The organism is Terrimonas ginsenosidimutans (assembly GCF_022012415.1).
GTDB lineage: Bacteria > Bacteroidota > Bacteroidia > Chitinophagales > Chitinophagaceae > Terrimonas_A > Terrimonas_A ginsenosidimutans.
This window is the reverse complement of the sequence record NZ_JAKLTR010000002.1, coordinates 340506-365345: the sequence shown is the minus strand read 5'-3', so window position 1 is coordinate 365345 and position 24840 is coordinate 340506. Positions and strand designations below refer to the sequence as shown.

17 protein-coding genes are annotated in these 24840 nt (G+C 46.6%); 9 read left to right on the top strand and 8 right to left on the bottom strand.

Going from position 1 to position 24840, the window contains the following annotated elements; translation table 11 throughout:
* Nucleotides 1-14: 14 nt before the first annotated feature.
* The 7 genes from LZZ85_RS04030 to LZZ85_RS04000 all read right to left on the bottom strand — a co-directional run bounded on the left by LZZ85_RS04030 (nucleotide 15) and on the right by LZZ85_RS04000 (nucleotide 6811).
* Nucleotides 15-1442: a coiled-coil domain-containing protein gene (locus tag LZZ85_RS04030; RefSeq protein WP_237868659.1), complete on the bottom strand. Its 1428-nt coding sequence runs from the start codon at nucleotides 1440-1442 to the stop codon at nucleotides 15-17.
* 293 nt (nucleotides 1443-1735) lie between these two features.
* On the bottom strand, nucleotides 1736-2602 hold the full coding sequence (locus LZZ85_RS04025) for a glycosyltransferase family 2 protein (protein WP_237868658.1): 867 nt from the start codon (nucleotides 2600-2602) through the stop codon (nucleotides 1736-1738).
* Nucleotides 2603-2645: 43 nt separating this feature from the next.
* A complete protein-coding gene (locus LZZ85_RS04020; RefSeq protein ID WP_237868657.1) occupies nucleotides 2646-3434 on the bottom strand; it encodes a methyltransferase, TIGR04325 family in 789 nt (262 codons plus the stop codon).
* Nucleotides 3435-3469: 35 nt separating this feature from the next.
* Nucleotides 3470-3841 carry a sugar 3,4-ketoisomerase gene (locus tag LZZ85_RS04015; protein ID WP_237868656.1) on the bottom strand — a complete coding sequence of 124 codons (372 nt, stop codon included), beginning with the start codon at nucleotides 3839-3841 and terminating at the stop codon, nucleotides 3470-3472.
* A gap of 55 nt (nucleotides 3842-3896) precedes the next feature.
* On the bottom strand, nucleotides 3897-4883 hold the full coding sequence (locus tag LZZ85_RS04010) for a hypothetical protein (RefSeq protein ID WP_237868655.1): 987 nt from the start codon (nucleotides 4881-4883) through the stop codon (nucleotides 3897-3899).
* 97 nt (nucleotides 4884-4980) lie between these two features.
* On the bottom strand, nucleotides 4981-6069 hold the full coding sequence (locus tag LZZ85_RS04005; RefSeq protein WP_237868654.1) for a DegT/DnrJ/EryC1/StrS family aminotransferase: 1089 nt from the start codon (nucleotides 6067-6069) through the stop codon (nucleotides 4981-4983).
* Between the two features lie 334 nt (nucleotides 6070-6403).
* Nucleotides 6404-6811 (bottom strand): DUF1398 domain-containing protein, encoded by a 408-nt coding sequence (locus tag LZZ85_RS04000; protein ID WP_237868653.1) that lies wholly within the window; start codon nucleotides 6809-6811, stop codon nucleotides 6404-6406.
* Nucleotides 6812-7027: 216 nt separating this feature from the next.
* On the opposite strand from LZZ85_RS04000, the gene LZZ85_RS03995 reads away from it, so the two are divergent.
* The 9 genes from LZZ85_RS03995 to LZZ85_RS03955 all read left to right on the top strand — a co-directional run bounded on the left by LZZ85_RS03995 (nucleotide 7028) and on the right by LZZ85_RS03955 (nucleotide 20712).
* Nucleotides 7028-7345 carry an outer membrane protein assembly factor BamB family protein gene (locus LZZ85_RS03995; RefSeq protein ID WP_237868652.1) on the top strand — a complete coding sequence of 106 codons (318 nt, stop codon included), beginning with the start codon at nucleotides 7028-7030 and terminating at the stop codon, nucleotides 7343-7345.
* 312 nt (nucleotides 7346-7657) lie between these two features.
* Nucleotides 7658-9073 carry a glycoside hydrolase family 125 protein gene (locus LZZ85_RS03990; protein WP_237868651.1) on the top strand — a complete coding sequence of 472 codons (1416 nt, stop codon included), beginning with the start codon at nucleotides 7658-7660 and terminating at the stop codon, nucleotides 9071-9073.
* Between the two features lie 22 nt (nucleotides 9074-9095).
* Nucleotides 9096-9722: an RNA polymerase sigma-70 factor gene (locus LZZ85_RS03985; RefSeq protein ID WP_237868650.1), complete on the top strand. Its 627-nt coding sequence runs from the start codon at nucleotides 9096-9098 to the stop codon at nucleotides 9720-9722.
* Between the two features lie 63 nt (nucleotides 9723-9785).
* Nucleotides 9786-10808 carry a FecR family protein gene (locus LZZ85_RS03980; RefSeq protein ID WP_237868649.1) on the top strand — a complete coding sequence of 341 codons (1023 nt, stop codon included), beginning with the start codon at nucleotides 9786-9788 and terminating at the stop codon, nucleotides 10806-10808.
* A 32-nt stretch (nucleotides 10809-10840) separates the two neighbouring features.
* Nucleotides 10841-14320: a SusC/RagA family TonB-linked outer membrane protein gene (locus tag LZZ85_RS03975; protein ID WP_237868648.1), complete on the top strand. Its 3480-nt coding sequence runs from the start codon at nucleotides 10841-10843 to the stop codon at nucleotides 14318-14320.
* 23 nt (nucleotides 14321-14343) lie between these two features.
* Nucleotides 14344-15972 carry a RagB/SusD family nutrient uptake outer membrane protein gene (locus LZZ85_RS03970; protein WP_237868647.1) on the top strand — a complete coding sequence of 543 codons (1629 nt, stop codon included), beginning with the start codon at nucleotides 14344-14346 and terminating at the stop codon, nucleotides 15970-15972.
* 19 nt (nucleotides 15973-15991) lie between these two features.
* On the top strand, nucleotides 15992-17158 hold the full coding sequence (locus tag LZZ85_RS03965) for a SusE domain-containing protein (protein ID WP_237868646.1): 1167 nt from the start codon (nucleotides 15992-15994) through the stop codon (nucleotides 17156-17158).
* Between the two features lie 101 nt (nucleotides 17159-17259).
* Nucleotides 17260-18420 (top strand): glycoside hydrolase family 76 protein, encoded by a 1161-nt coding sequence (locus LZZ85_RS03960; protein WP_237868645.1) that lies wholly within the window; start codon nucleotides 17260-17262, stop codon nucleotides 18418-18420.
* A gap of 138 nt (nucleotides 18421-18558) precedes the next feature.
* Nucleotides 18559-20712 carry a GH92 family glycosyl hydrolase gene (locus tag LZZ85_RS03955; RefSeq protein ID WP_237868644.1) on the top strand — a complete coding sequence of 718 codons (2154 nt, stop codon included), beginning with the start codon at nucleotides 18559-18561 and terminating at the stop codon, nucleotides 20710-20712.
* Between the two features lie 228 nt (nucleotides 20713-20940).
* On the opposite strand, the gene LZZ85_RS03950 is transcribed toward LZZ85_RS03955, so the two are convergent.
* A complete protein-coding gene (locus LZZ85_RS03950) occupies nucleotides 20941-24696 on the bottom strand; it encodes a DUF3857 domain-containing protein (RefSeq protein ID WP_237868643.1) in 3756 nt (1251 codons plus the stop codon).
* Nucleotides 24697-24840 lie beyond the last annotated feature (144 nt).

Here is a 24840-nt window from a genome sequence, read left to right as displayed (position 1 = left end):
TTATCGTATTTTTTTTAAAATGTATACCCGATGCGAAAAAGCACTGCCGCCGGTTTGGACGTTTTTCCGTAACTCAGAAAATCCCACAGCAACTGCACCTTTGTCTTCTTCAACAACTTCGATCGCATATCCACGACTTTGCTCAACCCGATCAACCCACTCTCCTGCCATCCACTTCTATCCTTCAACTCTGCAATGCGTTTAAATCCTTCGCGGTAATGCTGCTCATATCCACCCGTCAACCAGAACGAACCTTTCAATCGTACATCTACAAAGCTTCGCAGGCTCACCCCTTCATGTGTAATGCGGATATGATTAATGCTTTTCCCCCAACCGATTTTATAGCCACCCCCAACTCCGATGATGCTGTTATCATTCAGCTTATAGCCCGCCGTTAGAGCGAGATCACTGGTGACCGGGAAGAAGCCATTGGATCGCTGCGATTGTATCGTAGCGCCATACTCGATGCGTTGCAGAAATGTTTTTGTCTTTTGCTTATTCGGCTTAAAACCTTCCGGCATATCCAGCTCGTCAGAGCTGCCGCCACCCAGTTTGTGCAGTTTATCTTTAAGTGCGTTCAATTGTGATTGCGCTTCCTGCATGTTCTGACTAAACTGCGCCTGTGCATTCGGACCGCCTGCACTGATCTGTTGCTGCACAAGATTATTCACCTGGCTGCGCGTTTGCAAACCCGCGAGGCTGGCGGCCGCCTGCGGATCATTCGGATCTCCCGGCAAACGGAATAAGGATGCAAGCATACTGTTCTTCCGCATGAACTCTTTGAACACGGATGTTTTGCTTAATAATTCCAGCGCTTTCTTTTCCGCCTTTTTATGGTCTTTCAGTACCTGCTTGTATTCATTCACCTGCGCACTGTAGTAATATGCCTGTTTATTGAAAGCTTTAAGCTCTTTCGCAAGTCCGGTGTTTTCTAATTGCTGACGCAGATACTGTTTACGTTGTTTGAGGAATTGTTTGATCTCTTCGGCTTTACCAAATTGCGATTCAAGACCATTTACTTTGGAAAGGCTTTGTTGTAGTTTTTGAGAAACATCACCTGTAGCGTTCAGCAATTGCGGCTGCTGTTGCAGGAACTTCAATGAGGAACTCAAGGTATCCAGGGAAGCGATATAGGGTGGCTTTAATGATCCAACGCTTAGTTTATTTTGCAACTGCTGATAGGCAACATCTTTATCAGCGAAGATCCTGCTTGCTGCGGCGGAGTCTTTCTTCGCCAGCTTGCGCTGAAGCTTTGCTTCCTGTTTAAATAAAGATGAAAGAAGTTTAGCAGATGCCCGGTCAAGTTTCTCTTCCAGCTGCCCGGCTTTTTTACCAGCCTGCTCAATATAATCCAGGCTGACCAGCGAGGATGTATCGTGCTGTGCATTGGCGTATACACACAGCAGTATACTCAATAAGATGAGGATGCAGCGGTTCGGCATGGTGGTGGTTGGTGGTGCTTGTAACGAAAATAAAGAGAAGACTTTTTTGGATTACTGCATGAGAAAAATGCAAGTATTTTTACAATTAAGAGGTAGCACTTAGTACGAATGCGTTAATACACTTGTTATGATTCGGGTGATAACACCTTTTTTACTGATAACGACATTTCATTCATACGTGATTGCCAAAGTCAACGCGTTTGATAGCGATCATTGGAGCGATCTGTGACATGCTCCGGCAGAAGGACGGATCGGCTGGATGACACACTTAATGGAAAGCCAGGTCCGGATCCTCACTTCCTTCTCATCACAAACCCTTTCCCTCTGTCAAAAACAATCTTCGCCGGCAACTTCAACGCTGCAGACAAGATCTTCCTCCTCAACTTACGCGTCAACACATACGTCAGCGCCATTATCAGCCTGCATAAAAGCAGGTACATCGTCATTTTCCGTTCCTTTCTTTCCCTGGCCAGTAAAGCATCTACCTGTTCTAGATACTCTTTACGGAATTTATCACTCAGCTGCCCGCTCTTCCTCATACGGAAGCCCGCCAGCAAAAAGGAAGAACTGTAAAGTTGATCGTATCGAAAAAAACGAAGCCAGAGTTCAAAGTCGGCAGCAAGCGGATATTCCTGCGAGATATAAGCTCCCGCTTCCTCCCATAGTTCACGTTTCCAGAATACAGATTCCTGTTGAATGAACGCCCCATTATAAAGTTGCATCCTCCACGAAGACCATCGCTCGTCAAAAATATCACGTTCATAGGTGAAGCAATTGCCTTCTTCATCAAAGTATGAATTGCTGCCCATGATCCATCTTGCCTGGGGGAATTGCGCGAACATGGACGCGACTGCGGAAAACGACTGTCGATGATAGAGGTCATCGGAATTGATCCAGGCCATTATATCACCGGTTGATTTGCCAAATCCTTTTTGCAATGCATCATAAAGACCATTGTCTTTTTCAGATACCCAGTAAGCCAGCTGTTGCTCATACTTCCGGATGATCTCGAGGGATCCATCTGTGCTTCCCCCATCGATCACGATATACTCAAGATTTGGATATCCCTGGGAAAGTACTGACAAAATCGTTTGCTCCAGGAATGCTGCCTGGTTATAGTTGGGCGTAACGATCGATATTTTAGGAAATGAAGCTAACATGTATGAATGCTGATGCAGTTTATCCGTGACCGGTCCAATAAAACTATTTGCGCCGCTTAAAACAAAATCCCCGTGAATAAGCGATAGGCTTATGATCGATCTCCATCACCGCTTCTCCCGGCACATAACTTTCAAAAGAAGCCTGCAACCGGTAATCAGCATTGAAATGTGCTACAAATCCACGCTGATCGAAAAACCATGCAGGATAAGATGCTTCATATACAGATGGCCAAACCCGCTGAACAGTGATCCTGTCAGGCCCTTCATTGACAAAAGCTGTACGGTCCACCAGTATGGTATCAAAACCGTGCGCAACCAGTTCATCGAGGAACTGATGCGGGTTGGGCAGATACTGCACAACACTTGACAGGACAACAAAGTCGATCTGCTTCTCTTTCAAACAATCTGCAATCGTGTAATAGAACTGAAGTGTTTCATCCTGGAAAAACTTCTTTCCGCAATCAATATAATGATGCTGTTCGATGATATTCCAGGAGGCACAAACATCCGGGCCAAGAAATTCCCTGACCTGGAAATAAGTACTCCCCAAAGATCCGCCGAAGTCAAGCACATTCACCGCACGCTTTCTTTGCTGTACCTCATTTAACAGAAATGCCAGCAAAGGATAAGGATATTCGCTTTCGGAAAAGATCACTGAATCCCGCTCATACACGGCCTCTCCATTCTTCACCAGCAGTAAAGCCTGTTTCGTTTTTTCCAGGATATTCCCCTGTTCATAGCCATCCGATAAGCTGGTAGCTTCGTCCCAGGATCTGTAATGGCCAAACCAGCCATAGCCGGGCTTGTTTGCTTTCTTTTTAAAAAAACTCATTGATATAAAGTATAAGAGCCTGATGAATATGTGTTCTATCTCGGGCGATATGCATCATAAATATAATCTTCCGGATCAAAATATTCGGATGCCAGTACCATCAGCATAGCATCTTCGCTGAAGTCATACATCTGGTGCCAGTCCTCCGGATGAAGGATCAGGCATTTCGCCGGATTGTCCAGCAGAAATTCCTGTTTCGTCTTATTGTCGTCATTATAAATACGGCAACTTCCCTTGAGGCAAATAGCAGCCTGTATTGTTTGTTTATGCCGGTGACCTCCCCTTACAGAATCATCAACACCATAAATGTAGAATATCCTTTTAATAGGGAATGGGATCACTTTCTCTATCACCGTCAGGTTGCCACGGGCATCGGTGAAGGTGTTCAACTTAATGAATTCTGCCACTGTTGATTTTTTTAACTTCTTTATTTAGGCCAGGGGACTGGCGATGGTCGAACCATTACTTAAGTTTCGAACGCTTATAATAATTCTTATAAAAGCCCATTAATGCAAAGCTCAGCTTGCGGCCGGTCTTTCCTGCAAACCAGGAGAGCTCATCCGGAGCTTCATGGAATCGCACCTTCCGGGGTTGCGCAATGATCTCGTCTTCCGCGGCAATAAGCGCCCGGAGGTATGGACGATATATAAGCCATACTGCTTTCCTGTTCACTTCATACTGATGCGCTGTGATCCGCACGATATTCTTCCTGCAATATTTAAGATCATGAAAATGATAGAACACTAACGGATAAGCTGCGTTCTTATAACTCACAGAAACATCATTCCCGCTCTTTCCATATTCATATTCCATATTATTCCAGGGGGCAACGCCGCCTCCATAATGCTGCAGGACATGAACGCCCTGGAAACGCGTCGTCCAGTCATCAAGATATTTCTGATCGCCAAACTTTCCATCCTCAAATCTTCTGAAACACCACTTGATACATTCCTTCCTCCACCAGTCAAGTGCTGCCAGCCCCTCCCTGTTGTTCCTGAAAGTAATGAACTGCACACAATAGATCCCGCTTAATGCAGACTGATCATGTTCGGCGCTGTAACGATGTTCGGTGATCAGTACCGACTTATCACCCATTTCATCAAGCAGGACTTTGGGCTCCGAAAAGAACAAAAGATCCGCATCAATATAGGTGCAGTGATCGAGTGAATACGTATGCAGGCAATACCAGATCGTGGCCGAAGTGCAGGTCCAGCAATATTCACCTGCTGTTCTTCCCGGCTTTACCGCCAGCAATTCTTCGTTCTCAAATTCGCGCAACGGAATGATCGTGGCATGCTCGAGCCGCATCTCCTGCAATAAATGATAGCAGTCATCATCGAATGCAAAAATGTACAGGTGAAAATCTTTCGCATGTTTCTCCAGTGACCTGTACATCGCAAGTCCTCTTGACAGATAGATCGAGTTAAATAAGGTGCAATAATGCTGCATGAATGATATTGAAAACTTCTGAGCTTATGATAAATGGTTGTTACAGGATGTGCATTTTATGGATAAGGTACAGGCGGCATTGATCATCTGTCGTTCCTCAGAATCTGTTCAGCATTTCCACCACCCGATGGATCTCTTCCGCGGAATGGCAGGCTGAGACCGGCAGGCTTAACACCGTGTCATGGATCTCGGTTGTCAGGCTGTAATCATCTTTTTCTATCACCCCCTGCATTGCCTTCTGCCGGTGCGGAGGTATCGGGTAATGAACCTCTGTGCGGATCTCATGATCCAGCAGGTACTGACGGAGCTTATCCCGCTCAGGATGCCTTATCGGATAGATATGATGAACATCTTCGTAATCGTCCTGCTTTACGGGCATGATGAACTGATCGTTCAGTCCCTGATCATAGATCTGCGCAAGTTCCCGCTTATGCTGATTGATCCGGTCAAGATGTTTCAGTTTGATCGCCAGAAAGGCCGCCTGGATCTCATCCAGCCTTGAATTAAAGCCAACCATATTGTTATGGTATTTTTTTTCTGACCCGTAGTTCCTCAGTTGTTTCAGTAAAGAGAGCCGTTCATTACCCTGGAAGGTGATGGCACCTGCGTCTCCCAATGCGCCGAGGTTCTTGGTAGGATAAAAACTGAATGCGCCAAAATCACCAAAGTTCCCCGCTTTCTTCCCTTTATAACTTGCGCCATGCGCCTGTGCACAATCTTCCACCACATACAGCTGGTGCCTTCCGGCGATCTCAAGGATCGCCTCCATATTGCAAAGCTTGCCGTACAAATGTACCGCGAGGATGGCCTTTGTCCGGGAACTGATCTTCGCTTCGATCTTTGAAGCATCGATATTGTAAGTTTGAATATCAGGCTCAACCAGTACAGGTTTGAGGCCATTATGCAACACCGCTAAAATGGATGCGATATAAGTATTCGCCGGTACGATCACTTCATCCCCTGGCTTGAGATCAAGCGACCGCAATGCCAGCACCAGCGCATCCAGCCCGGAAGCGACGCCAACGCAATGTTCCGTACCGCAGTAAGCCGCAAATGCCGTTTCGAAACTCTCTACCTGTGACCCAAGAATATACCAGCCGCTTTTCAGCAGTCCAGCAAATGCCCCGGTAAACTCCTCTTGAAAGGGCGCATTGACCCTGCGCAGGTCCTCGTATTCTATAAACATATAAGTGTCAGGACGATAATAAATTCAACCGTTAGAAAAAACACCGCCAGCCCGTAAAGGAGAGCGGCTGGCGTAAAATATTACAGATTAAGTTCTTAATGAAATAGATTCGGAACTAAATATGATCAACCGGATTAATTGGTGATCAACACGCTTGGTCATTATTACGCTCAGCCAGGATACACAATATCCGGATCTCCCGGAAGGCATCCTTTAAACCTTCGCGGTCTTACTGCTTTAGCTTTACTACCAGCAACATTGTAAGGATGCGAAGAAAGTCGATGATTTGAAAATGTCCCGTTGACCGCCGGGATTCGTCTGCCTTCCGGGCTTTTCAGCAGGCAGCTTCATCAGGGATGGGCTCAGTGACCAGTTCGTTGCCGTTCAGATCCAGGTAGCGGCAAAGCATATTGCGCGTATCGATCTGCCAGCTTGCCACTCCTGCTGCCGCAACTTCTCTGCAAAAGGTAAGGAAATTGCTGCCGCCTTGCTGGTGCCTGCGGATCGCGTCTGCCACGACTGCGGCATTCTTTTCTGCCTGGACAGTGATCGGTTCGCTGTACCATCCGACTGCATTCACCGTGTGACCGTTTGTTCCAAAGTAGATCGTTGCTCCGGTGCGGACATCATATTCATAAGTGAGAAGCCCGAGGCTTTTGATCTCCTGGATGTATTTTGGAAAATCCGCGCCGGTTTTCACCTTGGCGTGAGCTGCTTTTAGTTGTTCGAGTGAAAAGGTCATGTTTGATTGTTTTTTTATAATTGCAAAGTTGGAAATGATCTGAATTTGATCATTGTAAAAAATCGTTTTTATTGTGAGGGTGGAGGTTTTCGATTTTGGTTTTGCCGGACGGGCAAGGCGTTTTCTTTCGACCTCCCCTCGAAAAACACCGCCCTTGCCCGCTGGCAAACCGATAATGGAAAATCTCCCAGACTTTCATACTTTGCGCTAAACAAAATGCAACGCAACATCCTCATCGTTGGCTCCAACGGCTATGTTTCTGCTATCGCCGGAGACTCTGGCGACGAACTCTGGCGGACAAAACTCCGCGACGGTATCATGGGAGGCTCCTACGGCTCCATCGTAAGCGTACTGATAGATGGTGATAAGATCTTTGCGGGATGTTCCGGCCGGCTCTACTGCCTTGATTCACTCACCGGAAAAATACTTTGGAACAACGACCTGAAAGGAATGGGATATAATGTCATCTCACTCGCACGACCCGGCATAAGCACGCAGTTCCTCACCAGGACAGAAACCTCAAACGCAGGATAAACCAAAAGGGTTTGTATTTGGCAAATGAAAAGAGACAAGCCCCGGATCGGTCCAGGGCCCAGGCTCCCGATTTCCATAACCTTTAACTATCAGTCAAAAGGTTTGACCATTAATTACCGCCATCAACATTATCCTTTTAAGTTTTAGATAAAAGATCTTTCCTTTAAAGTAAAGATCGAAACCCATCAAAGGTCACGCACTTTCTAAACATTCTCTTCATGCGCTGCGGGCGCTCGCCTGATTTTTTTTTCGGCGCTTGTAAGTAATTACTCCAAATCCTGTGTCCCCCACCTGTAAGACTATCGATTGCTTATGACCAGAAAAGAATTTGTTCAAACCTCGGGCTTGATAAGTGCCGGCATGTTACTGCCTTCCTGGCTGAAAGCCGGCGCCAGCGGGTTTCCAACCGTACGGACTGCGTTGGCGGACAGGAAATTCACCAGCACGGCCGTCGAAAACCTCATCAATCAGTTCCAATCCACTGTTTCCAATAAAGAACTCGGCTGGCTCTTCGGGAACTGCTTCCCAAATACCCTCGATACAACGGTCGACTTTGAAATGCTCAACGGCAAGCCTGATACGTACGTGATCACGGGTGATATTGATGCGATGTGGCTGCGCGATAGCACGGCACAGGTATGGCCTTACCTGTCGCTGATCAGGGACGATCAGCAATTGAAGACCCTGATCGCCGGGGTGATCAACCGCCAGAAAGCAAACATACTCTACGACCCCTACGCCAATGCCTTCTATAAAGACAGGGCAAAACAGGGCGAATGGAAAGATGATCATACTGAGATGAAACCCGGCATTCATGAGCGCAAATGGGAGATCGACAGCCTTTGCTATCCGATCCGGCTTTCCTATCAGTACTGGAAGATCACGGGCGATACCACACCTTTTGATGCGGAATGGAAAGAAGCCGTTCTCCTGGTACTTAAAACATTCAGGGAGCAACAGCGCAAAACGGGCAAAGGTCCTTATAAATTTGAACGCCGCACCGCCTGGGCGACCGACGGCGTTCCACTGGGTGGATACGGGTATCCCGCCAAACCCGTCGGACTCATCTTCTCCATGTTCCGGCCAAGCGATGACGCAACGATCTTCCCTTTCCTGATCCCTGCGAATTTCTTTGCCGTCACCAGCCTGAAGCAGGCGGCCGAAATGCTGAATAAGATCCACCACGATGCCCGGTCCGCCAGCGCCTGCAATGCACTGGCCACAGAAGTGGAACAGGCATTGCAGAAATATGCGACTGTCACACACCCGGCTTACGGCAGGGTTTATGCTTACGAAGTAAACGGCTTCGGCAGTTTCAATCTTATGGATGACGCAAATGTGCCAAGCCTGCTCGCAATGCCCTACCTTGGAGCTATGAAGAATACAGACCCGGTCTATCTTAACACCCGAAAACTCCTGCTAAGTGAAAACAATCCATTCTTTTTTAAGGGCAAAGCTGGTGAAGGGATCGGCGGACCGCACGTGGGTGTTGATATGATCTGGCCGATCAGTATCATTGTTCGCGGACTTACTTCCAATAACGAAACAGAGATCAGGACCTGCCTGAAAACATTGCAGACAACTCATGGCGATACAGGATTTATGCATGAAGCATTTCATAAGGACGATGATAAACAATTCACCCGGAAATGGTTCGCATGGGCAAATACCATCTTCGGAGAATTCGTGCTGAAAACATACCGGGAAAAGAAACATCTGCTACAATAATCAATACTGCAAAAATCAACTCATGAGGCCCGACGATCTATACTTAAAAAGCCTGCAGCAGCAGATTGAAGGCGGAAGCCAACAGGCATTTTCCGGCCTGTTCAGGTTGCTGTACCCGCGGCTTCTCAGTTTCGCCCTCCAATACGTGCACGTAAAAGAGATCGCGGAAGAGATCACCAATGATGTATTCATTAAACTATGGAACAGGAAAGAGCACCTCGATGAAGTCAATAATATTTCCACATACCTGTTCGTATCCGTAAAGAACCTTTCACTCAACTATCTCAAAAGATATTCGCATCTGCATGTTGCGGTGGAGGACAACGAAGGCGATGCAAGTCTCATCAACCTGGATGATCCCGAACAGCAACTTGAATGGAAAGAGATGAGCTTTCAGCTCACCCAGGCAATTGACAGCCTGCCCGACCAATGCCGCACTGTTTTCAAACTGATCAAAGAAGACGGCTTCCGCTATAAAGAAGTAGCCGAAATCCTCGGGATCTCACCACGCACTGTGGAGACCCAACTCTTCAGGGCAATGAAAAAACTCCAGGCACTGATAAGCCCAGCCAACACTGCAGCAAAAAGAAACCGTAAACTGCCCCCGGCAGTGTCAACACTCATTCCGCTGCTTTTCCTTTTTTATTGAGCAACCCTGTAGGGAATAATTCAATTTTCATTGTCCTCTTTATATACACGCCAAATTAAAAAGATGCGCGACAACAGATTTTTACTTTTAGTGACAAGAAAGCTTTCCGGCGAAGCATCGCAGTGTGAACTGCAGGAATTGGCGGACCTTCTGAAAACCGACACCTCTTTAAGAGAAGAGTTCGAGATCATGAGCCGGTACTGGCAACAGGAAAACCAGGAACAGACGGCCAATACAGAAGCAGCCTTGCAAAGGACATTAAGTCAGCTTGGTATAGAACCTGAAGTACAGACTGAAGCAACTGAGCCCGCTGTTAAAAGAATACCTGCCTGGAAAATCTTCACCCGTGCGGCAGCCGCAGTGATCCTGCTGGGCGCATTGAGCGTTGGAATATACGCCCTGGTAAACAATGGCTCCTCAGGTGACAATAAAAACCTTGTACAAAAAACAAATGCCAAAGGCGTGAAAAGCACCATCGCGCTTGCTGATGGAAGTAAGGTTTGGCTGAATGCTGACAGCAAATTACAATACCCTTCCAGCTTCACCGGCAATACCAGGGAGGTTTATCTCAACGGAGAAGCTTTCTTCGACATAGAAAAGAATCCCTCAAAGCCTTTCATCATTCACCTTGCCAATGGAACGATCCGTGTATTAGGCACATCCTTCAACATTAAAGCATACGATAACGAACCGGTTGTTGAGACCTCCGTAGCAACAGGCAAAGTGGCATTCATACCCCGCCTGAAAAACAATGACCCGGCAGACACGATCTTTCTTACGCCAAATAACAAAGTCATCTATCAGCTGAAAACTGAGAAGACGACCACAGCGGCCACCAGCAGCGAAGAAGATCGCGCCTGGACAGAAGGTAAGCTTATCTTTCGCTCAATGCTCTTTGAAGAAATAGGAATTGAACTGGAAAGAAACTTCGGAAAGAAAGTAGTATTTGAGGATAGTGACATCAAAACCTACCGCCTCACCGGATCATTTCAGAACAACACCCTTTCAGAAATACTGTATTACTTATCAAAAACAAAATCTTTCTCCTACTCGGTAACAGACGAGCAGATTGTTATATCCAGGTAATTCATTTAAAAGACCAAAACGATTGCCAGCTAATGAAAAAGATTGCACATACGCAATTCTGTAAAGACAGTCTTTGCAGGAATGCACCCCGTAATATTGTCGTCAGCATGCTTATGCTAACGGCCTGTGTATCCCTCAACGCACAGGTAAGCTTTGCCGGAAACCGGCAGTTTGTCAACAACTATCTTCCGCAAAAAAAGGAACAACGCATTTCGCTGAAGGTAAAGAATGAAAAACTTTCGTCCGTCCTTTCAATGATCGAAAAACAGACAGACTATGTTTTCATTTATTCCGATGACGATGTAAACCCTCATCAGCGGATCACACTCGATGCCAAAGGAGAAACACTGGCGTCCATTGTTGAATCTATCTCAAAGCTGGCCAATATCAACGCTGAGTTCATTAACGACAAGATCATTCTTCGCGGTAAAAATACCAGCAAAGACAAAAAGGATGGGGTGATCACCTTTTCCATGACCGGAGAACTGAATGGGCAGACAACCGAGAGAAACACCGGCACAGAACTTTCCATCACCGGTAAGGTCACTGATGAAACAGGCGAAGGTATTTCAAACGTAAGCCTTACCGTGAAAGGAACCACTATCGGTACAGCTACCAACGCCAACGGCAATTACAGCATCTCTATTCCTGATAACCTATCAAACCCGGTACTGGTTTTTTCCATCATTGGGTATGAAACCCAGGAATCTCCGGTAAGCGGCAGACAGTCCGTCAATATTGTCCTCCGCAAAACAGAAAAACTGCTGGAAGATGTGGTAGTGGTTGGCTACGGCACACAAAGAAGAAGCTCTGTCACAGGGTCTGTAGATGCGATCTCTAAAAAAGCAATCGAAGGAAAGCCCGTGGCGAACCTCTCACAGGCTTTGCAGGGCACTTCTCCCAACCTCATCATCCAACAACGCAATTTCGAACCGGGTCAGGGAGTAAACATCAACATCCGCGGCCTGGGTACACTGGGAGACAATACGCCGCTTGTTGTAATTGATGGCATTCCGGGTGGTGATATCAACCTGCTCAACCCAAATGATATAGAATCGGTTTCCATTCTGAAAGACGCGGGTTCTGCCGCGATCTATGGCTCCCGCTCTGCCAACGGCGTATTGCTGATCACTACAAAAAAAGGAAAGAAGAATGAAAAGGCGACCGTGAACTACAACGGCATCTATGGTATACAATCACCACGAATCACTTATGAACCTGTTCATGCCTGGGAGAACGCTTACTATAAAAACGAATCACTCGCGAATTCGGGACTCCAACCAGGGTTTACACCTGCGCAGATCCAGGAATTTGCCGACAGGGGCGATGGCGACTGGCGGCTTGACAACATATTACGGACGGCTCCCCAGCAAACACATAACGTCAGCATCAGCGGCGGTTCAGACCATTCAACCTATCTCCTGAGCCTTGGCTATCTTAACCAGGAGAACAGTTTTATTGGAGACGGCCTTGGCTATAAACGGTATAATATCAGGCTAAATCAAACCACAGAGATCGGCAAATTCAAACTTAACGCGATCTTAAGCTATGCAAAAGTGCAGGGTAAAGATCACTCATCCAATGCAGGCACACTGATCGTTGATGCGGGACGCGTGCCATTGTATTATTCATTCACAGATAGCGCTGGCAATTATCTGACTAATCCTGTGTCCTCAGAATTCAATCCCAAAGGAGTACTGGAAAAAGGCGGATACCGTCGTTCCGACAATGATGAGGTATTTGGGAACCTGAATGGCGAGTACGCATTTTCCAGGTCATTCAAAGTACGTGGAGTCTTCGGTGGCACACTTCGTGCGAATCACGGATTTGGCAGAAGACTGCAGGTCAACTTCCTTCCGGGTGGCGTATACGGCAATGACAGGGAAGTATATGACGAGAATTATAAATCGCTTTTTACCAACCTGCAACTGCTAGCGGAATACACCAGGTCATTCAAAGAACATTCCATAAATGTACTGGTTGGCGGAGCCAACGAATCATTCAAATCAGAGCAGAATAGGCTGGTGAAAACGCTGACCGATCCAAACCTCGGTACACCCACTACCGGAACGATCATCAACGAAGGCAGCTCTATCAATTCCAACCAGGGAACTAACGAAACCAGCATCAATTCTCTTTTTGGAAGAGCGGGATATTCATTCAATTCGAAATACTTCGCGGAATTCAATTTCAGGTATGACGGCTCTTCAAAATTTGCAAAGGATAACCGCTGGGGATTCTTTCCCTCTGTTGCCGTTGCATGGAGAGTAACAGAGGAACGCTTCATGGATGGCCTGAAGACGTGGGTGAATGACCTGAAGATCCGTTCCTCTTACGGCGTGCTCGGCAATCAGAACGTGAATGCTTACCAATACCAGACAACCTTCTTCAATTTCTCCAATGCATATGGGTTCAATGGTAGCCCTGTCGGTGGAGCAGGTTTCTTACTAGGTAACCCTGACCTGACCTGGGAAAAAGCCCATACACTGAATATCGGCGCAGATGGCTCTTTCTTTAACCGCAAGCTGGATATTTCGTTTGACTACTTTGACAAAACGACAAAAGACATTCTCTATACACGTAAAGATGTTCCGGCGATCTTCGGTTCAGGGTTCCCTGACTATAACGTAGCGGAAGTAAAGAACAGGGGATGGGAAGTAAAAGCTACTTACAATATCCGCGGAAAGCATTTAACACAAAGCATCAGCATCAACGTTGCTGATAATCTCAACGAATTATTGTCGCTCACCTCCGGCGCCAATGAACAGGTGGAAAGAAGGGAAGAGTTTGAACTTGTGAGAAGAGTCGGGCGTCCCATTACTGTATACCAGGGATATCGGCGTGATGGATATTTCCAGACACTGGATGATATCAACAACGGGCCAAAGTTTGCAGGCAGTACCATTACAGCGGGAGATATCAGGTTTGTAGACCGGAACAAGGACGGGATCATAGACGACAGCGATAAGTTCATCCTTGGGAATCCTTTCCCCCGCTATACATTCGGCTTTACCTATACGGCATCTATTAAAGGATTCGACCTGATGTTATTCATCCAGGGTGTTGGTAAAAGGGATGCAATGCTCCGTGGTGAACTGGTGGAACCATTCCACTTCGGATATGGCGGCACGATGTACAAGCATCAAACTGATTTCTGGACACCCACCAATCCTGATGCGAAGTATCCGCGCCTCGCCGAAGCGGGTTCTCCTTCGAATACCAATAATTACCGTACGGGATCTGACCTCTATCTTTTCAACGCCGCCTACGCAAGGTTGAAAAACGTTCAGATCGGTTACACCATTCCCGCAGCGATCACACGTAAAGCACATATTCAAAGAGCAAGGTTTTATCTCACAGGGCAGAACCTGCTGACATTGACAAAACTCAGCTTCTTCGACCCGGAGATCACCGAGTTTGACAACAACACCGGATTCAATACCGGCGCGAACAGTGCAAGGGCTTATCCCCTTCCCGTGTTCTATGGTTTTGGCTTAGACATTACTTTTTAACAGGACCTACTAACGATATGTTTATGAAAAATAAATTCATCCTGATTTTTGTTCTTGCGGCAGCAATCTCCTCCTGCAAGAAGCTGGATCTTGCTCCTGTGGACCGGTTTACAGAACTCAATTTCTGGCAGTCATCAGAAAATGTAAGCAATGCGCTGAACAATATCTACATGAGTATTTATTCCAGCCAGCCGGTTTTCTATAATGAATCATTATCAGATAATGCGTTCACCAGGCTTGGTATCAATGCAGGGCAGCCCGATGCGATCGCAAGCGGGAATTTCACCAGCTCTTTACCAAGATTTCAGAATGAGTGGGGCGGCTATTATGCAGGCATCAAGTCATGCAATATCTTTCTGAAGAACGTAGATCAGAATCAAACACTGACTGACGCCTTAAAAAGCCGGATGAAAGCAGAAGTTACATTCATCCGTGCATGGCATCATTTCAACCTGACAAAGTGGTGGGGAGATATTCCTTTGCTTAAAGAAGATATTACCCCGGACCAGGCAAAAACGATCGGTCGCTCTCCAAAAGCAGAAGTGATCACCTTTATACTGGAACAACTTGACGCCGCCGCAGCCGCTTTGCCCAATAAGGAAGGTTACAGCGACAGTGACAATGGCAGGATCACGAAAGGCGCCGCACTGGCTTTAAAAGCACGCGTCTTACTTTACGAAGGCAACCGGATGCCAGAGGTGATCGCAGTCTGCGAACAACTGATCAATAACCAGGCAGCAAATGGCACCTACAGCCTCGTACCTTCTTACACAGATCTGTTCAGCAATAACACGGTCAACAGAAAGAATAATGAAACCTTACTGGCTCTTCAATACGTGCCGAGTCTCCGCACATGGGGAGACTATATCGACTTTGCGCCGATCTCCGCCGGAGCAAGAAGCAACAACCTCTCTCCCACCCAGGAGCTGGTTGACAGTTACATTATGCTGAACGGAAGAGCTATCAGGCAAACCGGTTCGGGTTATAACGAAAACGATCCATACGTTAACCGGGATCCACGACTGACGGCTTCCATTGTTTATGACAACTACAACTGGCAGAATCCTGACGGAAGTACACAACGCATCTATATTAAACCCGGAACAGGTCCCGCAGGCCAGACAGCAAATGAATACAGTCCCGCTGGTCAGGGAACCGCAACCGGTTACTACTGGAGAAAATACTGGGATCCTAAATCAACAGCGCCAGGTTTCAGCTCCGGCCTGAACCTTTACCTGATCCGTTATGCAGATGTGTTGCTGATGTATGCTGAAGCAAAACAAGCAGCCGGTCAGATGACGGAAGAAGTTTGGAATAAAACAGTACGCGCACTGCGCGAAAGAGCAGGGTTCACAGACGCAGGGGCACTTAATTTCCCTGGCGCAACAGGCATGACGGATCTGATCCGCAATGAAAGAAGATCAGAATTTGCAATGGAAGGCCTGCGTATCGATGATATCCGCCGGTGGAAAATTGCGGAGACAGTCCTGAACGGCTGGATCCACGGTGCAAGATTCGGAGAAGCATCGATTGACAACGGATACCTGCGTGTTCAACTCCGCCAGTTCGATGCACAAAAGCATTACCTCTGGCCCGTACCTCCAAATGAACGCGCACTGAATACAAACCTCTCACAGAATAATGGTTATTAAACAAACTAAAACGATTGCTATGAAACATACGTTGATGAGCAGGATCGCTCTCCTTTCATTCATCCTCGTCTTCTTCACCAAATGCGAAAAAGACGAAAGAGAACTGAACATGGATCTGACCGAAGTAAAAAACCTCTTCACTCCCGTTGATGGCGAAGCTATAACCCTGAAGCCGGCACTCGGGCAGTCCGTTACTTTCGAATGGGAACAGGCTAAAGCCGCTGATGGCTCACTTGTTCTTTACGAAGTATCCTTCGACCAGGAAAGCGGCGACTTCTCCAAGCCTTTCTACACAATAGTGTCTGACAACAGGGGTGTAAATAATAAACTTACCCTTACGCATGGCGATCTGAATAAGATCGCAGAGCTTGGTGGCTCCGTATTCTTCCAGAAAAAGAAATTCAAGTGGACTGTGCTTGCTTCGAAGGGAACGAATGTGAAGAAGGCAGCCATGTCGAGAGTGATTGAACTGGAAAGACCCGGAGGCTTTGACGTATTACCCGGATCATTATACTTAACAGGTTCCGCAACAGAGAACGGAGATGCGCTGGCAAACGCAATGAAAATGAGACAGGTCTCCCCAGGCGTCTTTGAGATCTACAGCAAACTGAAAGCAGGCACCTACAAATTCGTGGACGGCACTTCCGGCACGCCAAAATCATATTACATCTTTGATGATAACGGAGTCAATGCGATCGGCATGGGAAGTGAAAGCACATTCGCAGGCGCAGAAAAGATCATGCGCATCAGGCTCGACTTTAATAATATCAACGCATCGTATGCTGAAGTAAAAGAAGTAAAACTCTGGTACAGCGCCGGCAATACGTTCTGGACAACACTTCCCTATACATCGAATGGTGTATGGAGAAGAAATGGATTTACGGTTGCTTACACGCAAATGCCCTGGGGTTTTGACGAACGTTATAAATACCTGATGGTGATTGACGAAGGTACAGGAAACAAAGACCAGTGGCTGAACTCGAACTTTGGAGACCCCGCCGGTCAGGATGGACAGTATCCAAGCTCCGAAGCGTACCGCACCATCAACTTCACGGCTAACAATAACAGCCAGTGGGATTGGGGATGGAAATTCGATCGCAACTATCTGCCTCAGGGTACCGTTGCGAACTTCTGGGTATCCCTTCGCGGCAGCGATGCAGCTTACACACAGAATTATCAGAAGTGATCATCTTACAGACAGGCAATCGTTAAGCAGGCAGGAACGCTGGTGCCCATGACCAGCGTTCATTTGTTCAAACAATTTCTGGAATCAAAAAATACCGGGTTATGAAACCAGCCGATATCTTCAAAATCAGCATACCTCTTTTCTTTTCCGCATCCCTCTTTACATCCTGCCTGAAAGAAAAAGATGATGACGGGCCTGTTCCGCCACCATCCGGCAGCGGTCCGGCGGTAAATTATGACTGGATCAAAGTAGCAGACTCTGCACAACTGTCGATGAACTATTTCTGGTCGGCATCAGATAAAGTCTACCTGAACAGCAATACATCTTCTGCCTGGGGCAACTACTGGCCAAATGCGCACGCGCTCGATGTACTGGTTGATGCTTATCTCAGAACGCCCTCACCTGCTTTAAAAGCAAGGATGGACGACCTCATGACCGGCGTTCGTGTAAAAAATGGTAACACCTGGCTGAACTACTATTATGACGATATGGAATGGATGGCCCTCGCATGCCTCCGGGCATTCCAGGCAACAAATGACAACGCTTACAGGGATATTACCAATACACTGTGGACAGATATCAAAAAAGGCTGGAGCGCTGACCTCGGTGGCGGCATCTGGTGGAGAAAAGACAATCCATCTAAGAACGCACCATCCAATCTGCCTGCTGCGATACTCGCTGCACGACTGTACAAACAATTCAATAACGCAGATGATCTTGATTGGGCAAAGAAGATCTATGCGTGGCAGAAGACGGTCCTGTATGAAGCCGCGAGCGGTTGGGTATATGATAACATCGATAAGACCGGCAATAAAAACCTCTCCTGGAAATTCACTTATAACCAGGGAACATTTCTTGGCGCTGCACTGGAACTCTACAAGATCACAGCAGACGCAACATTTAAGAATGACGCCATCAAAGCCACAGATTACGCGGTAAGCTCCGGGCAGTTGACCAGCAACTCAGTACTCAAAGATGAGGGCGGTGGTGACGGCGGACTTTTCAAAGGCGTATTTGTCCGCTATCTTACAAAACTGATCATTGACGGAGACCTCCCTGCCGACAAAAAACAAACCTACATTTCCTTCCTCTTAAAGAATGGCCAAAGTCTCTGGAGTAAGGCGACCAACAAATCACTCATACTATTCAACACTGCCTGGGATAAAATGCCGGGTAACAGCACCGACCTTACTACACAACTCAGCGGTGCCATGCTGATGGAGTCACTGGCAACGTTAAAAAAACTGAACCTCATAGACTGATCGATCCAGCGCCTTTCTTAACGTTTACTCCTGACCAGCATATTTTTACGGATCAGGCAGCATGACGCTAAGAAAGGCTTTAATGTTTATGTCCCGCTACTCCCCCTCACTACATGTTCCTTATTCAAAATAGTTCCCATGCGTAAGTATATTGCAGCTTGCTTCATCCTGATCACCATAGTTTCACTTGAAGAAAGTAAAGCCCAGTCACTAACAAAGTATGTGAACACATTCATCGGAACAGCGCCGTTAACAGATTCAGCTATTCTTGGTTACAAATTACCGGAAGGATGGCGCTCATGGGCAGGCCTTGTGTATCCCGGAAGCTCGCTTCCCAATGCCATGGTACAGCTCAGCCCGATCACCGAATACGGTTCCGGCGCAGGATATGAATATGAAGACTCGCTGATCTACGGCTTTGCACACACAAATAAAGGACACTGGAACCTTTGCAATATTCCCGTACTACCTTTATCAAATGCAATACGGAGCAACAACCAGTTCTCCTCCCGTTTCTCTCACACAAAAGAAAAAGCTTCACCAGCATTCTACCAGGTATTCCTTGATGATTATAAGGTCAGCGTAAGCCTCACTTCCACCCTTCGCTGCGGGTATCATCAATACATATACCAAAACAATAAGAACAGGCAGATCCTGTTCGATCTTGCCCGTTCAAACAACAGGGTCTCCTCCTGGGAAATACAACTGGTTGACAAGAATATCCTGCAGGGGCATCAGCAAACGAGTGAAGGAAAAATGTACTTCTATGCCTTATTGAATACAGCGGTGGACAGTTTACAAAAGCAAGACGGGAACGGCAAAGAGGGCTTTGCCATCGTACATCTGAAAAACGGAACAGACAAACCGGTGGAAATGAAGCTCGCACTCTCCTTTGTGAGTATAGAAAACGCAAAACTGAATCTGCAAACTGAGATCGGGAACAGATCATTTAAAGAGATTTGCAACGAGGGAAACAACACCTGGGAAAAACTTCTTTCGACCGTCAAACTAAAAGGAGGAACAGCTAAAGAAAAACAACTGTTCTATACATCTATATACCGTTCTTTTCTTTGGCCCGCGTTGAGAAGCGATGTGAATGGCGACTACAGGGATGCAAAGGACCGGACAGGTCGGATCGACTATCGCTATTATACGGTTCCTTCGCTGTGGGATACATACCGTAACCGTGAAGTTCTTTCCATGATCATACTGCCGGACGTCACGAGAGACATCATTCGTTCCCTGAAAGACATGGGAGATAAAACAGGGTTCATTCCTACTTTTTTTCATGGGGATCATGCCGCTGCCCTGATCGCTGGCGCATATCTCCGCGGAATTGATGGCTTTGACATCAACGGCGCTTATCAGTTGCTCCTGCGAAACGCTACTATTGAGGGTGGAACCCGTCCCCATATTGCCGAATACATAGAGAAGGGATATATCAGCGACCCTGACGTTGAAAAACCCTGGGTTGAAACCAAAGGCAAAGCCGGTGTATCAAAAACACTCGAGTATGCCTATGACGATCATTCGCTCGCACTGCTTGCAAAAAAGCTGGGAGACACAGCTAACTATGCAATGCTGATGAAACGATCAAAAAACTATCAGCACGTATTTGACGCCTCTTCCAGGTTCATGCGTGGCAGATTACCTAACGGCGATTGGATAAAGAATTTTGATCCGCAATATCCGTACTATGAATACATGTTCCGGGAAGCCAATGCCTGGCAGGTATCATTCTATGTGCCCCATGATATGGATGGGCTGATAAAGCTATATGGAGGAAAAGACAGGTTTGAACAGAAACTTGACTCATTCTATACACTCCCCTGGAACCCCACGCATATCGCGCGTAACGTAGAAAGCATGATCGGACAGTATTGCCACGGTAATCAACCCGATCATGAAGCGCCATTTGCTTACCATTTTATCGGTAAGCCGGAGAAATCACAGAAGATCCTCGACACGATCATGCGCTCGCTCTACGGCATCGGGAAAGATGGGCTCGCACTCTGCGGTATGGATGACGCCGGTGAAATGTCTTCCTGGTATGTATTCTCCTCCCTGGGAATTTATCCTTTCTCTCCTGCAGACGACAAATATATCATCTCGGTACCGCTGTTCGACGAAGTGAACTGGAAAACTTCAACGGGAAAAATGCTGACGATCAGGAAGCTGGGAAATGGAAGAAATATGACCGGGATCTCCCTGAATGGGAAAAAACTGGAAGGGTATTTTGTCGGGCATGATGTATTCACGAATGGCGGTCTCATCGAGGTGTCTGTGAAATAATTGAAAGCTTCTTCAGTTGGAGACTGGCGCAGGAGCATCGCAGCTTACACGAAGATCACACGTCGGGTGATGCAACGAAAGGTTCCGCCTTTGAACGTCGACAATAACCTGATCCCATGCTAAACGCATACAGATGAAATCAGCTTCTCATGATTGCAAAGGCCTCAACAGATCTTATCGATCCGCTGAGGCCTTTGCAATCGCGGTGATCAGTCCTTTCGGGTCTATTTATTTAAACGCAATATACTTTGACTCCACCTTTATGATCTTGTTGAAAAACTCTTTGAAGCCGGCATAGTCCCCCACTCCGATATCCTGCCTGTTCATCCGTGCTTTCCGTTTTACCTGGAGCTTCGTATCTCCATCCGCAATAAACTCGATCGAGTAGGTGCTTGAGCCAAACTGGAATGATTCTGACCTGGGGATCTCGATCAGCTTTTTACCTGCCGGAGCATTGATCGTAATACTCGTTTCATACGTATCAGCATCTTCATAGCGCCAGTACTCAAGCGGGAACACCCGTTTTTCTTTAGAGAAGTTATCAAGCGTTGCAACCACATCTCCGAAAGGAATACGGACCATGCTCATATCCCCTACTTCGATCAGTTCATTCTTCACTACAAATGAGTAGGAATAGGAAACCGAGTCAACCGCAGATTCCAATCCGTTAAAATTGACCTTAGAAATGCTTAATGGGTTTTTAAAGCTGCCGCTGATCGCTCCCTGAAGTTTTTCCTTTTGCTTTTCTTCACTTAGGTTTTTATAATTAGCACGAAGATCACTGCTCAATGCTGCCGTTTTTACGATATCAACATCCATCTTAAGATCAGATCCGTCAAACCCGATCGTGCCTTTCCGGAGTACCCTGTCAGAAGTACGGCCAACTGCCGCAACAGGCTGTAATGCACCTTTGGCCGGTTCAACATTGTAGGTTGGAATGATCAGCGACATTGCCCCGGGGACATTATATGGCAGGCTTGCAAATGGCAGCTCATTGTCGGTCAGTTCAAGATACAGCTGCTGCCCGTCCACCTGCAGCAATACGATACAATGATTGAATTCCAGGCTCGGCAGGGTCATTTCTTTCAATCCATTATCCTTTGTATCTACCAGCACCATATTTGCTTTCAGGCCAGCCATCGTTGCAAGAGAGACAAACAGCGAGGAAAGATCCTTACAATCTCCCAGGCGCGTGTTTAACGTTACGGAAGGCCTTTGAGGGATATAAGCTCCCTGGCGGAATGAAATGTGACTGTACCGGATATTCTGCTGGATATAATTATAGATCTTCTCCGCTTTCTTCAATGGCGCCAGGTTCTTCGTATTTGCAAAAATAGAGTCGTACACTTCCCTGAGCTCATATTCATCCTCGATCCTGTAATGGCTGAGGTCACTATACCATTCCACGATCTTATCCCATGAGTTCACGGTGGATATATGCAGTGCAGGAGAGACATCGGTCAGGTTCGGCATATAAGGCTCTGACTCAACCGGGGAAAGATCATTCACCTGCCATGTATACATTTTAAACTCATCAACATCCCTGATCACCGGCTTAAGATCAGTATTCGTCATTTCATATTTCAGCGGCAGTGACTGGTCTATCAGCAGGCTGTAGCGGACGATGCCTGATGGTTGAAACGAGCTCAGTACAAACCTGTCCCAGAAATCAGCAGACAATCTTCCGGAAGAATAATTCTGCAGGCGGTATTTGATCACGATCGCATCTCCCGCTTCCAGCGAGGTAAATACAATATCGCTCCCGTCTTTCTCTGCCTGATGTTTGCCTCCGTTCTTTTTAACCACTTCTGCCTTTTCAATCAGCAATGTCTGGGAATACGAATTATAAGGAATGTAGCTTTCTTTCCACTTATCAATTCCCGCTTCGGTGTTTATTTTGATCACAAGCGTAACGTACTCTTCGACGCCCCCTTCACCATAAGCGATCACCTGCTTTTCATCCAGCAGGTAAGAGAACCCGTAGTCTTTCGACACTTCCCTGCCGGCAGATTTTTTGATCAGTTCATACACATCCGTCTCCGGAAATTGCTTGTACAGGTCCTTCTTCTTTCCCAGCTCCCGTAATTTCTTCCGCGTTTCATATTTGTTCGGATCGAAGACAAGCGTCTTTCTATAGGAGGTGAGCGCGGCATCCATTTGCGCATCCTGTTCTGAGATCACGGCGTGATTGTTCCAGTAGTTCGCTACAAACGGTGCGATAGTCAGAACAGTATCGCAATATTTCGAAGCTGTTTTATAGTCCTGCTGCTGATAATAGTAGCGGGCCATATCTGTCAGCAGTTCTGTATCATAGGGAAACATTGCCAACAGACGCTTCCAGCACTCCAGCCCTTTCTCCCTCTTCCCCTGCTCCATATATTCCTGCCCTAATTGCTTCAAAAGTGCATAAGAGAAATTTTCGTTCAGGTATTTCTCATACACTCCGAGCGCTTTATCAATGTCTTTATAGGAGTTCTTCTGAACGTTGAACATCATCTGCACAAATGAATAATTTTGCGGATATTTTTCATAGCCATCAAGAACAAGTTTCACTGCTTCGTCATATTTCTTTCTTGCATTCAGGATCTCGATCCTCGTTTTGACGGTTTCACCCGTTTCCCTGTAAAGCTGGATCATTTTCATATAAAGATCTTCTGCCTCTTCGTACTTTTCTTCCTCCAGCATTTGCTGAATGTTAAGCTTGTAGGTCAGCAGGCATTCCGGGTCTTTTTCTTTAAGCCTTTCTATTTCCTGTGAAAGCAATGTTTTATTCTGATCTTTTAACAGGCACTGAATAAATTCAAAACGCAGCAGGGAATTATCAGGGAACTTCTTAACTATCGTTTCGATCGTTTTGCGGGCTTCAAATGCTTTATCATTCCGCAGAAGCGCTTGAGTCAGCAAAATATAGTTGACAGGATTGGCAGGCTGTGCTTTTATTTTTTGCCTGAAATAGGTCTCCGCAAAATGGCTTATTTCTACAGGGTTGCTGTTAGCGGAAGCCTTTACATACGGCTGATAGGAGCTCACTTCTTTCAGCCCGTTGATAACATTACCATTTGCATCGGTTCCCCTGATGATAAAATTTGCTGTCGTGCTATTGGAATATCCCAGCTGCACAAGCACCCGGTTATAGCCTTTATTCAATTTGCAGCTTGCCCTGTAATAGTCGAGTTCCGTTACCTGTTCTTTTGACTCGGACAGGACGAGGGCATCGTTCAACCAGACTTTAAGCGATCCGCTTGCGCCGGCATTCAAAATGATCTCCTTATCATCCGGAGAGTAGATGAACGACTGGGCGAAAATGATCGCGGTATTGTTAGGCACATGATAGTTGACAAACTTCCAGGCATCCCTGTTGCTCGAAGCGGGATTGAACCAGTTGATCGGGGCTTTGTTAACCCCCGAGAAAACCGCCGTTTTTTCCGGATGGGCCAGCGGTCCATGATCTTTATAAAAACCGGTTCCGGACAGATTCTCAAATGGCCCTGCAAACTGCCAGTCGATAAAACTGCCAACCTGGCCCCATTCCGCCATCGCTTTTTCAAATTCATTGGAAGAAAGGTGATGAGATCCTTTCACATAGTGCGCCGCTGCTTTAACCGACCCATTAATACCGGGGTTCTGGAAAATAGTATTCAGCAGTTCGACCTGGCTGGCGGCCTCTTTTTTTCCATAGGCACCAAGAACCGGCTGACGGAACCACATTGCATAGAGATAAGGGTTTGCATCTTTGAGCGGCCGGATGATCTTTTCAGTAAAATCATTTCCCGTCTTCTCATTTCCCTCAAAAGTATGGAGATACACAAGCGTTACATAAGCATCCGTAGCGCAGGCCGGATCTTTCAGCGCTTTCTGGAGATATTCGGCAGCCTTCTTTCGGTCATTCCGGTGGAGCGCTTCCCAGGCTTTATCATAATCATTTGCAAAAACAGAATAGATACAAAGTACAAGAGTACAGACAAAGAATAAGGTTTTCTTCATGATTCAGTGGTGGTTTGGGGCATAAATATAATATACGCTCCCACTAAATCAAAACACCCAAAAAAACCTCGAACATATTAGAATAAAATTAAAATCCGGCGCTCAAGCTTTCCGGCAAACCTTCCTTTCCATTACTCCGGTCAA

What these genes read in the sequence shown, in the direction of transcription:
- LZZ85_RS04030 (WP_237868659.1), bottom strand. Translation starts at nt 1,442, where the DNA reads ATGCCGAACCGCTGCATCCTCATCTTATTGAGTATACTGCTGTGTGTA.
- LZZ85_RS03995 (WP_237868652.1), top strand. Translation starts at nt 7,028, where the DNA reads ATGCAACGCAACATCCTCATCGTTGGCTCCAACGGCTATGTTTCTGCT.
- LZZ85_RS03990 (WP_237868651.1), top strand. Translation starts at nt 7,658, where the DNA reads ATGACCAGAAAAGAATTTGTTCAAACCTCGGGCTTGATAAGTGCCGGC.
- LZZ85_RS03960 (WP_237868645.1), top strand. Translation starts at nt 17,260, where the DNA reads ATGAAACCAGCCGATATCTTCAAAATCAGCATACCTCTTTTCTTTTCC.
- LZZ85_RS03955 (WP_237868644.1), top strand. Translation starts at nt 18,559, where the DNA reads ATGCGTAAGTATATTGCAGCTTGCTTCATCCTGATCACCATAGTTTCA.
- LZZ85_RS03950 (WP_237868643.1), bottom strand. Translation starts at nt 24,696, where the DNA reads ATGAAGAAAACCTTATTCTTTGTCTGTACTCTTGTACTTTGTATCTAT.
- LZZ85_RS04020 (WP_237868657.1), bottom strand. Translation starts at nt 3,434, where the DNA reads ATGAGTTTTTTTAAAAAGAAAGCAAACAAGCCCGGCTATGGCTGGTTT.
- LZZ85_RS03965 (WP_237868646.1), top strand. Translation starts at nt 15,992, where the DNA reads ATGAAACATACGTTGATGAGCAGGATCGCTCTCCTTTCATTCATCCTC.
- LZZ85_RS03980 (WP_237868649.1), top strand. Translation starts at nt 9,786, where the DNA reads ATGCGCGACAACAGATTTTTACTTTTAGTGACAAGAAAGCTTTCCGGC.
- LZZ85_RS03970 (WP_237868647.1), top strand. Translation starts at nt 14,344, where the DNA reads ATGAAAAATAAATTCATCCTGATTTTTGTTCTTGCGGCAGCAATCTCC.
- LZZ85_RS04010 (WP_237868655.1), bottom strand. Translation starts at nt 4,883, where the DNA reads ATGCAGCATTATTGCACCTTATTTAACTCGATCTATCTGTCAAGAGGA.
- LZZ85_RS04000 (WP_237868653.1), bottom strand. Translation starts at nt 6,811, where the DNA reads ATGACCTTTTCACTCGAACAACTAAAAGCAGCTCACGCCAAGGTGAAA.
- LZZ85_RS04005 (WP_237868654.1), bottom strand. Translation starts at nt 6,069, where the DNA reads ATGTTTATAGAATACGAGGACCTGCGCAGGGTCAATGCGCCCTTTCAA.
- LZZ85_RS04025 (WP_237868658.1), bottom strand. Translation starts at nt 2,602, where the DNA reads ATGTTAGCTTCATTTCCTAAAATATCGATCGTTACGCCCAACTATAAC.
- LZZ85_RS03985 (WP_237868650.1), top strand. Translation starts at nt 9,096, where the DNA reads ATGAGGCCCGACGATCTATACTTAAAAAGCCTGCAGCAGCAGATTGAA.
- LZZ85_RS03975 (WP_237868648.1), top strand. Translation starts at nt 10,841, where the DNA reads ATGAAAAAGATTGCACATACGCAATTCTGTAAAGACAGTCTTTGCAGG.